The organism is Streptomyces sp. NRRL S-340 (assembly GCF_000720185.1).
GTDB lineage: Bacteria > Actinomycetota > Actinomycetes > Streptomycetales > Streptomycetaceae > Streptomyces.
On the sequence record NZ_JOIY01000018.1, the window covers coordinates 115321 to 129455 of the forward strand.

Annotated in this window: 13 protein-coding genes and 1 pseudogene; 5 read left to right on the plus strand and 9 right to left on the minus strand. The window is 72.7% G+C overall.

The annotated features are described in order from the left end of the window. Positions 1–8 precede the first annotated feature (8 nt). Both IG64_RS16470 and IG64_RS16475 read left to right on the plus strand, forming a co-directional pair. Positions 9–1745 carry a cation acetate symporter gene (locus IG64_RS16470; protein WP_037856644.1) on the plus strand — a complete coding sequence of 579 codons (1737 nt, stop codon included), beginning with the start codon at positions 9–11 and terminating at the stop codon, positions 1743–1745. Next, positions 1742–2953, plus strand: coding sequence for a sensor histidine kinase (locus IG64_RS16475; protein WP_037856645.1), 1212 nt, complete (start codon positions 1742–1744; stop codon positions 2951–2953). The genes IG64_RS16470 and IG64_RS16475 overlap by 4 nt, the downstream gene beginning before the upstream one ends. A gap of 42 nt (positions 2954–2995) precedes the next feature. Here the strand turns inward: IG64_RS16475 and IG64_RS40445 are convergent, their stop codons facing one another. The 5 genes from IG64_RS40445 to IG64_RS16500 all read right to left on the minus strand — a co-directional run bounded on the left by IG64_RS40445 (position 2996) and on the right by IG64_RS16500 (position 7673). Beyond that, entirely contained in the window at positions 2996–3166 is a 171-nt protein-coding gene (locus tag IG64_RS40445) for a hypothetical protein (protein WP_037856646.1), read from the minus strand. Between the two features lie 100 nt (positions 3167–3266). Then, positions 3267–4220, minus strand: coding sequence for a cytochrome c oxidase assembly protein (locus tag IG64_RS16485; protein ID WP_037856647.1), 954 nt, complete (start codon positions 4218–4220; stop codon positions 3267–3269). A 148-nt stretch (positions 4221–4368) separates the two neighbouring features. Next, the gene (locus tag IG64_RS16490; RefSeq protein ID WP_037856648.1) at positions 4369–5394 is read right to left on the minus strand and encodes a 6-phosphofructokinase; all 1026 of its coding nucleotides are present in this window, start codon (positions 5392–5394) and stop codon (positions 4369–4371) included. A gap of 291 nt (positions 5395–5685) precedes the next feature. Beyond that, the gene (locus tag IG64_RS16495; protein ID WP_037856650.1) at positions 5686–6414 is read right to left on the minus strand and encodes a type 1 glutamine amidotransferase; all 729 of its coding nucleotides are present in this window, start codon (positions 6412–6414) and stop codon (positions 5686–5688) included. Between the two features lie 20 nt (positions 6415–6434). Further along, entirely contained in the window at positions 6435–7673 is a 1239-nt protein-coding gene (locus IG64_RS16500) for a MurT ligase domain-containing protein (protein WP_037856652.1), read from the minus strand. Positions 7674–7830: 157 nt separating this feature from the next. Between IG64_RS16500 and def the strand changes: the two genes are divergently transcribed. Beyond that, positions 7831–8376 (plus strand): peptide deformylase, encoded by a 546-nt coding sequence (gene def / locus IG64_RS16505; protein ID WP_037856655.1) that lies wholly within the window; start codon positions 7831–7833, stop codon positions 8374–8376. Between the two features lie 54 nt (positions 8377–8430). Here def and IG64_RS16510 read toward each other — a convergent pair whose 3' ends face one another. Further along, entirely contained in the window at positions 8431–9075 is a 645-nt protein-coding gene (locus IG64_RS16510) for a TetR family transcriptional regulator (RefSeq protein ID WP_037856657.1), read from the minus strand. 181 nt (positions 9076–9256) lie between these two features. Here IG64_RS16510 and IG64_RS16515 point away from each other — a divergent pair, with 181 nt between their 5' ends. Then, positions 9257–10483, plus strand: coding sequence for an acyl-CoA dehydrogenase family protein (locus IG64_RS16515; RefSeq protein ID WP_037856658.1), 1227 nt, complete (start codon positions 9257–9259; stop codon positions 10481–10483). Positions 10484–10578: 95 nt separating this feature from the next. After that, on the plus strand, positions 10579–10836 hold the full coding sequence (locus tag IG64_RS16520) for a hypothetical protein (RefSeq protein WP_037856659.1): 258 nt from the start codon (positions 10579–10581) through the stop codon (positions 10834–10836). A gap of 60 nt (positions 10837–10896) precedes the next feature. Here the strand turns inward: IG64_RS16520 and IG64_RS16525 are convergent, their stop codons facing one another. The 3 genes and pseudogenes from IG64_RS16525 to IG64_RS16535 form a co-directional block, all read right to left on the minus strand. Continuing rightward, positions 10897–11478 carry a cupin domain-containing protein gene (locus IG64_RS16525; protein WP_037856660.1) on the minus strand — a complete coding sequence of 194 codons (582 nt, stop codon included), beginning with the start codon at positions 11476–11478 and terminating at the stop codon, positions 10897–10899. Positions 11479–11484: 6 nt separating this feature from the next. Continuing rightward, positions 11485–12717 (minus strand): cytochrome P450, encoded by a 1233-nt coding sequence (locus tag IG64_RS16530; protein ID WP_037856664.1) that lies wholly within the window; start codon positions 12715–12717, stop codon positions 11485–11487. Continuing rightward, a pseudogene (locus IG64_RS16535) lies at positions 12714–13781 on the minus strand (type III polyketide synthase); the annotation flags it as partial. The pseudogene IG64_RS16535 and the gene IG64_RS16530, both read right to left, overlap by 4 nt. Between the last annotated feature and the right edge of the window lie 354 nt (positions 13782–14135).

Here is a 14135-nt window from a genome sequence, read left to right on the forward strand (position 1 = left end):
CGCACCCCGTGAACTCCGCCTACACCGTCCCCGCCGTCGCCCTCGTCGTCGTGGCCACCGTCCTCGTCGGCGCCTTCGGCCTGCGCATATCGCGGACCACCTCCGACTTCTACGTCGCCTCCCGCACCGTCGGCCCCCGCCTGAACGCCGCCGCCATCAGCGGCGAGTACCTCTCCGCGGCCTCCTTCCTCGGCATCGCCGGACTGGTCCTCGTCCAGGGCCCCGACATGCTGTGGTACCCGGTCGGCTACGCCGCCGGCCACCTTGTCCTGCTCCTGTTCGTCGCCGCCCCGCTGCGCCGCTCCGGCGCCTACACGCTGCCCGACTTCGCCGAGGCCCGGCTCGCCTCCCAGGGGGTGCGGCGGCTGGCGGGCGCCTTCGTCGTCGGGGTCGGCTGGCTGTACCTGCTGCCCCAGCTCCAGGGAGCGGGACTGACGCTCGCCGTGCTCACCGGAGCCCCCGGGGCCCTGGGCGCGCTGATCGTGGCCGCCGTGGTGGTGGCGACCGTCGCCGCGGGCGGCATGCGCAGCATCACCTTCGTCCAGGCCTTCCAGTACTGGCTGAAACTGACCGCCCTGCTCGTCCCCGCCCTCTTCCTCCTCCTCGCCTGGCAGGGCGACGGCGCGCCCCGTCACGCCTTCGACGAACCCGCCGCCTTCCGCGAGCGGCGCACCGTGCGCGTCGACACCGCCCTCGGCCTGCGGCTGGAGCGCCCGCTCACCGTCACCGTCCACGGCACCGTCGACGGCCGCCTGCACCACGGCGAACGCGTCAGCCTGCCCGCCGGCACCCATCACGTCCAGCGCGGCACCCGCCTCACCTTCGACGCCGGTGCCAGGGTGCCCGCCGCCGACCGGACCGGCGCCGGCGGCCTGTCCAGCACGCCGGCCGCGAGCCGTGCGGAACGCCCGCTCCACGCCACGTACGGACTCATCCTCGCCACCTTCCTCGGCACCATGGGCCTGCCGCACGTCGTCGTCCGCTTCTACACCAGCCCGCACGGCGTCGCCGCCCGCCGCACCACGGTGGCGGTGCTCGGCCTGATCGGCGCCTTCTACCTGCTGCCCCCGGTCTACGGCGCCCTGGGCCGCCTCTACGCCCCCGAGCTGACGCTCACCGGCGACGCGGACGCCGCCGTACTGCTGCTGCCCGACCGCCTGATCGGCGGCCTCGGCGGCGACCTGCTCGGCGCGCTGGTCGCGGGCGGCGCCTTCGCCGCGTTCCTGTCCACCGCCTCCGGCCTGACCATGGCCGTGGCCGGAGTGCTCACCCAGGACGTGCTGCCCTCGCGCGGCCCGCTGCCCGCCCGCGGCGTCCGGCACTTCCGGCTCGGCACGGTGCTCGCGATGGCCGTGCCGCTGGCCGCGAGCGCCCTGGCCGGAGGGCTGCCGGTGGCCGACGCCGTCGGCCTCGCCTTCGCCGTGTCCGCCTCCTCCTTCTGCCCGCTGCTCGTCCTCGGCATCTGGTGGCGGCGGCTGACCCCGCCCGGCGCGGCGGCCGGGATGCTGGCGGGCGGCGGGGCCGCGTTCGTCGCCGTCGCCGTGACCATGGCCAAAGTCCCGGACACCGGTCCGCTGCACGCGCTGCTGGCCTGGCCCGCCCTGTGGTCGGTGCCGCTGGGCTTCCTCACCATGGTGCTGGTGTCCCTGGCCACCCCCGGCAGGGTGCCGGCCGGCACGGCGGCCGTCCTCGCCCGCTTCCACCTGCCCGAGCAACCGGAACCGGCCACGGAGGTGAAGACGTGAGCGGTTTCCTCGCCGGGCTGTGCGTCGCCGTCCTGCCCCTGCTGGCCGCCGGGTTCTGGCTGGGCCGGCGCACCGCCCGCCCGCGCCACCTCGGCGGACTGGGAACCCCCGTCGAGCACGCCACCTTCCGGACCCTGCACACCGCCTCCCTCGCCGCGCCCCCGCTGCGGGCCGGCCTGACCGAGGAGACCGCGCGGAAGGCGGCCCGCCGGCTGCGCTCGCTGCTCGGCACCGACGCGCTCTGCCTCACCGACGACAGCCGGGTGCTCGCCTGGGACGGGACCGGCGCTCATCACCGCGAGGAGATCATGGACCGCCTCACCGGCGCGCTGGACACCGGCCGCGGCGAGGCGTTCCCGCTCACCTGCCGGGCGCCCCACTGCCCGGTGCGCTGGGCCGTCGTCGCCCCGCTCACCGTGGACGACCGGGTGCACGGCGCCCTGGTCGCCTGCGCGCCCCGCGAGTCAGCCGTCCTGGTCCGCGCCGCCGCCGAGGTCGCCCGCTTCGTGTCCGTCCAGCTCGAACTCGCCGAACTCGACCGCTCCCGCACGCGGATCGTCGAGGCCGAGATCAAGGCCCTGCGCGCCCAGATCTCCCCGCACTTCGTCTTCAACTCGCTCGCGGTGATCGCCTCCTTCGTGCGCACCGACCCCGAGCGCGCCCGCGAGCTGCTGCTGGAGTTCGCCGACTTCACCCGCTACTCCTTCCGCCGGCACGGCGACTTCACCACGCTCGCCGACGAACTCCACGCCATCGAGCACTACCTCGCGCTGGTCAGGGCACGCTTCGGCGACCGCCTCGCCGTCACCCTGCAGATCGCCCCCGAGGTGCTGCCGGTCGCGCTGCCCTTCCTGTGCCTGCAACCGCTCGTGGAGAACGCGGTCAAGCACGGCCTGGAGGGCAAGTCCGGAACCTGCCGCATCCGCATCACCGCCCAGGACGCGGGCGCCGAGGCGCTGGTCGTCATCGAGGACGACGGCGCGGGCATGGACCCCGGGCTGCTGCGCCGCATCCTCGCGGGGGAGGACAGCCCCTCCGGCGGCATCGGCCTGTCCAACGTCGACGACCGGCTGCGCCAGGTCTACGGCGACGACCACGGCCTGGTCATCGAGACCGCGCCGGGCGCCGGCATGAAGATCACCGTCCGGCTGCCCAAGTACCAGCCGGGCGTGCACTCGGGGCGGCTCGGGAGCCTTCCCGGGGACTGACCGGTGCGGCAGCGCGGGGCGAGGCGGCTCAGGACGCCGGGCTCACGTGCCGTGCGAGACGATCATGCCCAGGGTGACCAGGCCCAGTACGACCCAGCCGAACCACAGCCAGCCGTTGCCGCCCAGCGCCACCGTGTACGCCGTCACCGCGACCAGGGTGCCGACGGTGAGCACCCCCATCGCTCTCGTGGAACCGTCCGTCGAGCCGGGCATCGGCACCCTCCTCCTCGTCCGTCCTGCCTCCATGGTGCCCCGGTTTTCGCGTTCCGGGAGGCGCTGGTGCGCGCAGAGGACGGAGGGGAGGGGAGAGCGGTCAGTTGCCGCGCGCGTCCAGCGAGGCCAGGTAGGCGTTGTAGGCGGCCAGCTCCTTGTCGCCGTCGCGCTCCGCGGCCCGGTCCTTGCGCCTGGCCTGCCGCTGCTCGGAGCGGTACCACTGGAACAGCAGCGCGAGGAGCACCAGCACCGAAGGCACCTCGCTGAACGCCCAGGCGATGCCGCCGGCCGCGGTCTGGTCGGACAGGGCGTCGATGCCGAGCGAGGCGGGCGGGTTGCGGAAGGTCTCCACCATCGGCGTCGACCCCATCATCAGCGCGATGCCGAAGAACGCGTGGAAGGGCATGCCCGCGAACAGCTCCAGCATCCGCATCAGGTAGCCCGGCCGGTGCGGACCCGGGTCGATGCCCATGATCGGCCAGAAGAACGCCACACCCACCGCGAGGAAGTGCACCATCATCGCGACGTGCCCCGCCCTGGACCCCATCAGGAAGTCGAAGATCGGCGTGAAGTACAGCGCGTACAGGCTGGCGACGAACAGCGGGATGGTGAACGCGGGGTGCGTGATGATCCGGACGTAGCGGCTGTGCAGCAGGGCGAGCAGCAGCTCGCGCGGACCCTTGCGGCCCCGGACCGCCGCCACCGGCAGCGCGCGCAGCGCCAGCGTGATCGGGGCGCCGAGCAGGATCAGGATCGGCGAGAGCATGCTGATGACCATGTGCTGCACCATGTGCACGCTGAACATGACCATGCCGTAGTCGTTCAGCTTGGTGCACATCACCAGCGCCACCGTCAGCACGCCGACGACGTACGCGATCGTGCGGCCCACCGGCCAGGAGTCGCCGCGCCGCCGCAGCCGCACCACACCCCAGCCGTACAGGCCCAGACCGAGCAGGCAGGCGACGAGGAAGAACGGGTCCGCGGACCATTCCAGGCCGCGTCCCAGCGTGAACGGCGGCAGATCCATGGTCATGCCGTGCCCGCTGTGATCCATCCGCCGGCTCCTGATTCGTGGGGGTGCGCACTGTCCGACCACAGCTGTGGGTGTCCGTGACCGTCTGTCCCCAGCTGTCTGTCCGCACCCAGGGTAGAACCGCCCCCGGCCGCGCTCGCGACCGGGGGCGGCTCGGACCGGCCGTGTTCTACAGCACGCACTCCGCCTCGGCGTACCGGTCGGCGGGCACCGTCTTCAGCGTCTCCACGGCCTCGGCCAGCGACACCATCACGATGTCCGTGCCACGCAGCGCCGTCATCCGGCCGAACTCCCCGCGGTGCACGGCCTCCACGGCGTGCCAGCCGAACCGGGTGGCCAGCACCCGGTCGTACGCGGTCGGGGTGCCGCCGCGCTGGACGTGCCCGAGGATGACCGGCCGCGCCTCCTTGCCCAGGCGTTCCTCCAGCTCCACCGAGAGCTGCCGGGCGATCCCGGCGAACCGCTCGTGGCCGTAGACGTCCTTGCCGCCCTCGTCGAAGTCCATGGTGCCGGGCAGCGGCTTGGCGCCCTCGGCGGCGACGACGATCGCGAACCGCTTGCCCGCCGCGAACCGCTCCCCGACCTTCTTCGTCAGCTCGTCGATGTCGAAGGGCCGTTCGGGGACGACCACGGCGTGGGCGCCGGCCGCCATCCCGGACTGCAGCGCGATCCAGCCGGTGTGGCGGCCCATGACCTCCACGATCAGCACCCGCTGGTGGGACTCGGCGGTGGTCTTCAGCCGGTCCAGGGCCTCGGTGGCGACGGTCACGGCGGTGTCGAAGCCGAAGGTGACGTCGGTGACCGCGATGTCGTTGTCGATGGTCTTGGGCACCCCGACGATGGGCAGCCCGTTGTCGGAGAGGAGCCGGGCCGCCTTCAGAGTGCCCTCGCCGCCGATCGGGATGATCGCGTCGAGCCCCAGCTCCTCGACGTGGCCCCGGGCCCGCTCCACTCCGTCGCGCAGGTGCTCGGGCCGGACCCGGGAGGAGCCGAGGATGGTGCCGCCACGGGCCAGGATGCCGCCGACGGCGTCGAGGTCGAGCTTGAGGTAGTCGCACTCCAGGAGGCCCTTCCAGCCGTCCCGGAAGCCGATGACCTCGTCGCCGTGGTCGGCGACGGCGCGGTGCACGACGGACCGGATGACGGCGTTCAGGCCGGGACAGTCGCCGCCGGACGTGAGGACACCAATGCGCATAGCCCGAATAACCTTCTCCACGTGGGCCGGGACCGGACCGCGCTGTCCGGCTCGATCCCGGCCACCCTACCGGCGTCAGGGGGTGGTGCCGCACGGCCCGTCCGGCTGGTGGACGCGGGTGCACAGGTGAGCGGCTGCGTCGTCAGGCGGGCCCGGTGGCAAGCTTCCCGCAGCCGCCTTGCGGAGAGCTTGCGAGGGGGTGGAGCGCAAGCGGCGCAGCTCTTGACGCACGGAACGCGCCCGGGGGCGGTCCCCCTGGCGCGTTCCGGACGGCTGCGCGGCGGTGTGCGGTCAGGCGGGCTGCTCCGCCGACGCGATGCGCTCGGCGCGCAGCGCCTCGTACCAGCGGTCGTCGATGGGCGGCAGCGCGTTCACGTCGAGCGCCAGCTTCAGCAGCAGGTCCGCGATCTGCGGGTTGCGGGCGAGCACCGGGCCGTGCATGTAGGTGCCGAAGACGGTGTCGTTGTACGCGCCCTCGGTGCCGTCGCCCGTGCCGTTGCCCCGGCCCACGCGGACCTGGGCGAGGGGGCGGGCGGCCGGGCCGAGGTGGGTGACGCCCTGGTGGTTCTCGAATCCGGTCAGCGGCGGCAGCCCGAGGCGCGGGTCGACGTCGCCGAGGACGTCGCCCACGCACCGCTCGCCCTCGCCGCGCACCGACACCACGTCGAGCAGGCCGAGACCCGGCTCGCGCTGGCCGAGGTCGTTGACGAACTCGTGGCCGAGGATCTGGTAGCCGGCGCAGACCGAGAAGACGATCGCGCCGTTCTGCACCGCCTGGTACAGGTGCCCGTCCCGGCGCAGCCGCTCCGCCGCGAGGCGCTGCGGACGGTCCTCGCCGCCGCCGATCAGGTAGATGTCGCCGGAGGTCGGGATCGGCTGGTCGCTGCGCACGTCCAGGCGGGCCACGTCCAGGCCGCGCTGGCGCGCCCGGCGTTCCACGACGAGCGCGTTGCCCTGGTCGCCGTAGGTGCTCAGCAGGTCCGGGTAGATCCACACCAGCCGCAGTTGGTTGTCGCTCATGAAGTGGTCGTCCTCCGTGATCAGTTGCCGACGCGGCGGCGCAGGTCCTGGAACGCGGTGTAGTTGGCGATGACCTCGATCCGGCCGGGCGGCGCCTGCTGCACGGCCTGGTCGAGGTTCTCGCAGACCTGGAAGTGCTGGTTGGCCACCTCGAGACGCACCGCGAGGTCCAGCTTCCGGTCGCCGATCACCAGCAGCGGGTGGCCGGTCAGCCGCGTGTAGTCGACGTCCCACAGCCAGGAGGTGTCGGTGCCGTCGGCGCCGCGCGCGTTCACCGAGAGGATGACCGGGGCGGGCGGCGGGTCGATCAGGGAGAAGGTCTCCAGCCAGCCGGCCGGATTCTTCGCCAGCAGCAGGCGCAGGTCACGGCCCTGGAACTGCACGACGTCGTAGCGTCCGGCGACCGCCTGCACCTGGTACATCCGCTCCAGGGCCACCTGCGGCGGCACTCCGAAGACGGCGGCGACGGCCGCGGAGGAGGCCGCGTTGGCCTTGTTGGCGCGGCCCGGAAGCTGGAGGTGGATCGGCCAGGCCGAGCCGTGCGGGTCCAGGACGTGGTCGCCGGACAGGGCCCAGCTGGGCGTGGGCCGGCGGAAACCGCACTCGGCGCAGAACCAGTCGTCGCCCGGACGCTGCATCACACCGCCGCAGGACGGGCACGACCAGGCGTCGTCCTTCCACATCTGGCCGGCGGCCACCCAGATCACGTTCGGCGAGGAGGAGGCGGCCCACACCACCAGCGGGTCGTCGCAGTTGGCGACGACCACGGCCTTGGAGCCGGCGAGCCCCTCACGCCAGTTCTCGGCGAGCATCCGCGTCTCGGCGGCCCGGTCGAGCTGGTCGCGGGAGAGGTTGAGCAGCGCGATGCACTTGGGGTCGGTGTCCCGGGCGACGCCCGCGAGGTACTTCTCGTCGACCTCGATGACGCCGAACTTCGCGTCCGAGCCGCCCGCCAGCGCCGAGGTGATGCCCGCGGGCATGTTGGCGCCGAGCGCGTTGGAGACCACCGGTCCGGCGGCCCGCAGCGCCTCGGCGATGAGCCGGGTGGTGGTGGTCTTGCCGTTGGTCGCCGACACCAGGACGACGTCCAGGTTCTGGGCGAGCCGGGCCAGCAGGTCGGGGTCGAGTTTGAGCGCCACCCGGCCGCCGATCACCGAACCGCTGCCGCGCCCCGCGGCGCGCGATGCCGCCGCGACCGCCTTGCCCGCGGTCACGGCCAGCTTGGCCCGCGGCGTGAGCGGGTCCGAGTTGCCTGCCATCAGTTCTCGATCCTCCTTGCGTACGCGCCGCGCCTGAGCCATCCGGCAACGTGGTGTGGACCTCAGCCTATCGAGATCCGATCGTGCTCCCGAATCCCGGCACCCAGCGGCGCCCGCGCGCCGTTCGCGCGTGCAGGAGGACCGTACCCTTGCCGCCATGCGACACGGCTCGATCCCGGGCGCCCGCGGGCGCGTACGGCCCCTCACCCTGCTCGGCGACGACGCGCTGCGTGCGCCCTGCCGGGAGGTCACCGACTTCGGCCCCCGACTGGCGGCGCTCGTCGAGGACTTGTTCGCCACGATGTACGCCGCCCGGGGCGTGGGACTTGCCGCGAACCAGGTGGGAGAGGGGCTGCGCGTGTTCGTCTACGACTGTCCGGACGACGAGGACGTCCGGCATCTGGGGCATGTGGTGAACCCCCGGCTGGTGGCCGCCGACGGTGTGGTACTGCGCGGCCCGGAAGGCTGTCTCTCGCTGCCGGGACTGGAGGCGGGCACCGAGCGCCACGACCGTGCGGTCGTGGCGGGTCTCACAGTGACGGGGGAGCCGGTCACGGTCGAGGGGACGGGTTTCTTCGCCCGCTGCCTGCAGCACGAGTGCGACCACCTGGACGGCGGCCTGTACGTCGACCGCCTCACCGGGTGGCGCAGGCGCAGGGTGCTGCGGCAGGCGGCCAGGGCGTCCTGGGGGCGTCCGGGCTGAGACCCGGCCGGACGGGCGGGGTGTCGAAGGCGCGGCCGGGAGCGGTGCGGGGCCCTAGAAGCCGGGGCCGCCGGCCTTGTCGCCGGCCGCCGCGAGCCGGCCCCACAGGAGGTCGGCCAGGCTGCGCACCAGTTCCGCGCGGGAGCAGGGGCGCTCGCCCAGCCACCAGTCGCCCGCCGCGTGCATCATGCCGACGATGCCGTGGCCCCAGACCCGGGCCAGTTGCTGTCCGCCCGGTCCGAGGTCGAGGCGTTCCTCGATGACCTGGGCCAGCTCCTCGCCCATGCGGCGCAGCAGCGGCGCGGAGTGCTTGCCGACGTCGAAGCCCGCCTCGCCGCCCTGGCCGCCCTCGGCCGGGTGCATCAGGAACCGGTACACCTGCGGCCGCGCCTCTATGGCGGCGAGGTAGGTGTCCAGCGTGGCCTCGACGCGCTCGCGCCGCTCGGCCGGGGCGTCGAGCGCGGCCCGCAGCGAGTCGAGCAGGGCGTCGGTGTGCCGCTTGGCGAGGGCAGCGTACAGCCCGCCCTTGTCGCCGAAGTGGCGGTAGAGGATCGGCTTGGTGATGCCGGCCTCGGCGGCGATGGCGTTCATGGAGGCGTGCGGGCCGTCGCGCAGCACCACCCGGTCGGCGGCCTCCAGCAGCTCGCGCCGTCTGCGGTCGGCGGACCGCTGCTGCTCGGTCCGCTGCGTGGTGTCCATGATCTCTCCCCACCCGTGCTGATTCGGTGACGCCTGCGCAAACTAACACTGACCGGGCCCCGGACCTCGAACGGGCTGCCGAGGCGACGACGGAGGAACAGCGGGACTTGACTTCTCCTACTGGCCGGTAACACAGTACGGTTACCGCAAGTAACACCACATGGGTACCGCTGGAGGGGACATGGCCGAGTTCACCATGGAGCTCAACGACGAACAGAAGGAGGTCCGCACCTGGCTGCACGGCTTCGCCGCCGACGTGATCCGCCCCGCGGCCGCCGAATGGGACGAGCGTGAGGAGACTCCCTGGCCGGTCATCCAGGAGGCCGCCAAGGTCGGCATCTACTCCCTCGACTTCTACGCCCAGCAGTACTTCGACCCGACCGGCCTCGGCATCCCCATGGCCATGGAGGAGCTGTTCTGGGGCGACGCGGGCATAGCCCTGTCCATCGTCGGCACCGGCCTGGCCGCGGTCGGCGTCCTCGCCAACGGCACCGAGGAGCAGATCGGCACCTGGATCCCCCAGATGTACGGCGACGCCACCGACGTCAAGGTCGCCGCCTTCTGCTCCTCCGAGCCCGACGCCGGCTCCGACGTCGCCTCGATGCGCACCCGCGCCGTCTACGACGAGGCCAAGGACGAGTGGGTCATCAACGGCACCAAGACCTGGGCCACCAACGGCGGCATCGCCAACGTCCATGTCGTCGTCGCCTCCGTCGACCCGGAGCTGGGCTCCAAGGGGCACGCCTCCTTCATCGTCCCGCCGGGCACCCCGGGCTGCTCCCAGGGCCAGAAGTTCAAGAAGCACGGCATCCGCGCCTCGCACACCGCCGAGGTGATCCTCGACAACGTGCGCGTCCCCGGCTCCTGCCTGCTCGGCGGCAAGGAGAAGCTGGACGAGCGCCTCGCCCGCGCCCGTGAGCGGGCCAAGGCGGGCGGGGAGAGGGTGAAGAACGCGGCGATGGCCACCTTCGAGGCGTCCCGCCCCGCCGTCGGCGCCATGGCGGTCGGCACCGCCCGCGCCGCCTACGAGGTGGCCCTCGACTACGCCAGGACCCGGGAGCAGTTCGGCCGGCCGATCATCGACAACCAGGGCGTGGCCTTCCAGCTCGCCGACATGGCCACGTCCATCGACGCGGCCCGCCTGCTGGTGTGGCGCGCCTCCTGGATGGCGATCAACGGCAAGCCGTTCACCGCCGCCGAGGGCTCGATGTCCAAGCTGTTCGCCAGCGAGACCGCGAAGAAGGTCACCGCCCAGGCGATCCAGATCCTCGGCGGCAACGGCTACACCCGGGAGTACCCGGTGGAGCGGATGCACCGCGACGCGGCGATCTACACCATCTTCGAGGGCACCAGCGAGATCCAGCGGCTCGTCATCTCCCGCACCATCTCGGGCCTGCCGATCCGCTGACGGGTCCCCGCCGGCCGCCGCCACGCCCCCTGGTCCGCCCATGACCGCCGGGCTACCGTGATGGCGCAGACGCCACCGGCAGCCAGGGGGAATTCGTGGCGACGACCGCGCAGCAGCAGCTCAAGGACGCGGAGAGCAAGCACCAGCAGGTGTCCGGGCGCAACGCACTCGGCGCCCATCCCACGGCGATCGCCGAGGCCGAACGCATGATCGACCTCGCCGTGGCCAAGAGCAACCTGGAACTGGCCGCGGCCGTCCAGGGCCTGACCGAGGCGCTGGGCAAGAGCCAAGCGGACCTAGGCAAGGCCGTGGACGCCCTGACCGCCAAGGTGGCCAAGCTCGCCGAACGCTGAACCGCCCGCAGCACCCGTGCCCCGCCCGTCGTACGCGGGCGGGGCACTCGGTGCCGGGACTCAGCGGTGCCTGAGCGGCGTCAGCTGCTCGATGTCGTAGCGGCGCCGCAGGGCCTCGATCGCCGCGTGGTCCGGCGGGCCCCCGTTGCCGAGGATCTCCAGCAGCTCCTCGAAGTACCGCTCGTGGTCCGGCGGCGGGGACGCCTGGAAGAACATCTTCGCCGGGCTGTCCGTGGGGTTGGCGAAGGCGTGCGGGCAGCCGGGGGGCACCACGATGACCGTGCCCGGGGTCGCCCGCACCACGCGGTTGCCCGAGCGGGACTCCCACTTCTGCCAGCGGTCGGGCGTCCGGATCCGCGGCTCGAAGGCGAGCACGTCCAGCTCACCCTCCAGCACATAGAACAACTCCTCGCTGCGCGTGTGCACATGGGCTCCCACGTCGAAGCCCGGCGGGACCTCCACCTCGAAGGTGGAGGCGGTCCGCGAGTGCGAGCCGGTCACCTTGAACGTCACGCGCTGGGCGGCCGTCTCGACCACCCGGCCGTGGCCCGGCGGCACGAGCAGGCCGTCCGCCGCGGCGACGCCGGACGCGGTCAGCTCCGGATCGTCGAGCGTGGTCAGCGGCGGCTCGATCGTCGTCATCGGCGCTCACCACGCCACGGGCAGGGCCTCGGGCCCGCGGATCAACGCGCCCTTCCTGAACGGCACCTCGTCCGGCGCCACCGCCAGCCGCAGTGCCGGCAGCCGGTCGAGGAGGGCGTCCACCAGCAGCTCGGACTCCATCCGGGCCAGCTGGCCGCCCGGGCAGTAGTGCGGGCCGAAACCGAACGCCACGTGCGGGTTGGGGCTGCGCGAGAAGTCGATGCTCTGCGGGTCGGTGAAGACGTCCGGGTCGCGGTTGGCGGCCAGGTAGGAGACGTAGACCGGGTCGCCCGCCCGGATGCGCACCCCTTTGATCTCCACGTCCTCCAGGGCGATCCGGGACAGCCCGACCGCGTTGCGGTGCGGGATGTAGCGCAGCAGTTCGTCGATGGCCTGCGGGCGGACCGAGGGGTTGGCGCGCAGCCGGTCGGCCAGCTCCGGGCGGGTCAGCAGCAGGTAGAACATCTGCCCGCTGTTGTTGGTGACCGCCTCGCCGCCGATCTGCAGGAGCACCGCGAGTCCCACGGCCTCCTCCAGGGTGATCTCCCGGCGACCCACGGCGGTGCCGAGCAGCGAGGCGACGTCCTCGCCCCCGCTGTCCGCGCGCGCGTCGATCAGTTCCGTGAAGTAGGCGCCCATCTCCTCCTTGGCCTGCTCGCTGACGTCGGCGCCGTGCGCGGAGGACAGGATCAGCTGGGTCCAGGTGTGCATGCCGTGCCGGTCGGCCGCCGGGACGCCCATCAGTTCGCAGATCACCGCGATCGGGAACGGGCTGAGCACGGCGGCGGTGAGATCGGCGGGCGGGCCGGCCGCGACGAGGCCGTCGACCAGGTCGTCCAGCATCCGCCGCGCGCTCTCCCGTACCCGCTCCACCCCGCGTGCCGTGAAGGCGGGGGCGACCGAACGGCGCAGCCGGTTGTGGTCGGGCGGGTCCAGGAAGCCGACGGCGCCGCGGGACGGGATGAAGTGCGGGGCCAGCCGCGTGACCTGCTGGTCCATCACGGCCTCCCGGCTGAACCGGGCGTCGTTGGTGACCAGCCGGACGTCGTCCATGCGGGTCACCAGCCAGGCCCAGCCCTCGCCGTTGGGCAGTTCGATCCGGGTGACCGGCCCCTCCTCCATCAGGTCGGCCAGCACCGGGTCGAAGTCGACACCGGTCAGGTCGAGGGCGGGCCAGTGCCGCACCGGGCACAGTTCCTCACCGGCCCGTTCGGGCGGGATGAGTGTGTTCTCGGTCATGCCCCGTCCCCGATCTGCCAGTTGCCCAGGGACATCTCCGCGGTGATGCCGGGCCCGAACCCGGCGAGCAGCCCGCGGGCACCGTCCTCCACGCCGCCCTCGTCGCACAGCCGGCGCAGCGCGTCCAGGACGACGGCGCTCGCGATGTTGCCGTACTCGGTGAGCGTGGCCCGGCTGAACCGGAACGCGTGGGGGTCGACCTTCAGGAACTTGCTGAGGTCGTCGAGGATGCGCGGACCGCCCGCGTGGATGACGTAGAAGTCGAGGTCGGAGGCGTCCCAGCCGTGCATGCCCGCCAGGTCCTGAAGAGCCGGGGCGAGCGGCTCCATGGTGGCGGGCACCCGCTTGTCCAGCAGGAAGTGGAAGCCGGTCTCCCGGACGGCGTACGCGATCCAGTCCTCGGTCTTGGGGATCAGGTACGAGCCGTTGCGCGCCAGGCGCACCCCGGTGCCGCCGGTGCCGCGGACCACGGCGGCGGCGATGCCGTCACCGAACAGGCCGTTGGACAGGAGCGAGCCGACGCCGAGGTCGGTGGGCTGGTAGCACAGCGAGCAGAACTCGCAGGCCACGATGAGCGCGTTGGCGTCCGGGTAGGCCGTGCAGAAGTCGTGCGCGCGGTTGATCGCCGCGCCGCCCGCCGCACAGCCCAACTGGGCTATGGGTATCTGACGGGTGGTCGAGTCGAAGGCCATCTCGTTGATCAGCCACGCCGTGAGCGAGGGCATCATGAAGCCCGTGCACGAGACGTAGATGATCACGTCGATGTCGGTGGTGAGGAGTTCCGCGTCGTCGAGCGCCCGCTGGATGACCGCGGGGACCCGGGCCTTGGCCTCGTGCTCGTAGAGCTTGTTGCGCTCCTCGAAGCCGGGGTGCTTCAGGGTCTCCTCGATGGGCTGCACGATGTGCCGGGTACGCACGCCGGTGTTCTCGATCAGCCGGAGGGCCAGCGCGAGTTGCGGGTGGTCCGCGTGGTGGGACCGTGCGAGTTCCAGCGTCTCCTCCATGGTGATGACGTGCTCTGGAACGGACACCGAGGGCCTGCACAAAGTCGCCATGATCCGTGCCTGCTTTCGCCTTCCGGAAGGCGGGTGGCCTCCCGGTCAGAGGGTGGTGCACCCAGAAGGGTGGTCCACCCACGATCACCCGGGAGAGCGACGATCTCTCGCCGGACTACTCCAATCCGGCGACGGCGGGGCGGGGCCCCACGGGCCCGGAAGCCCTGTCGACGCGGTGCGGACACCGGGCTCGGCGGCGGGAAAACGGCTGGTCAGAGGGGTCGGTCCGGAAGCCCGGAGGGGACGGCGCGAGCGGGCGGAGGCGACGCTCGCCGACGGCACGACGAACGGGGTCGCGCGCGCCGTGTGCGGGAGGGCGGGGTAGGGCCGGGGTCGCGGGGGAGTGAGCGCGCGGGGTGGGGC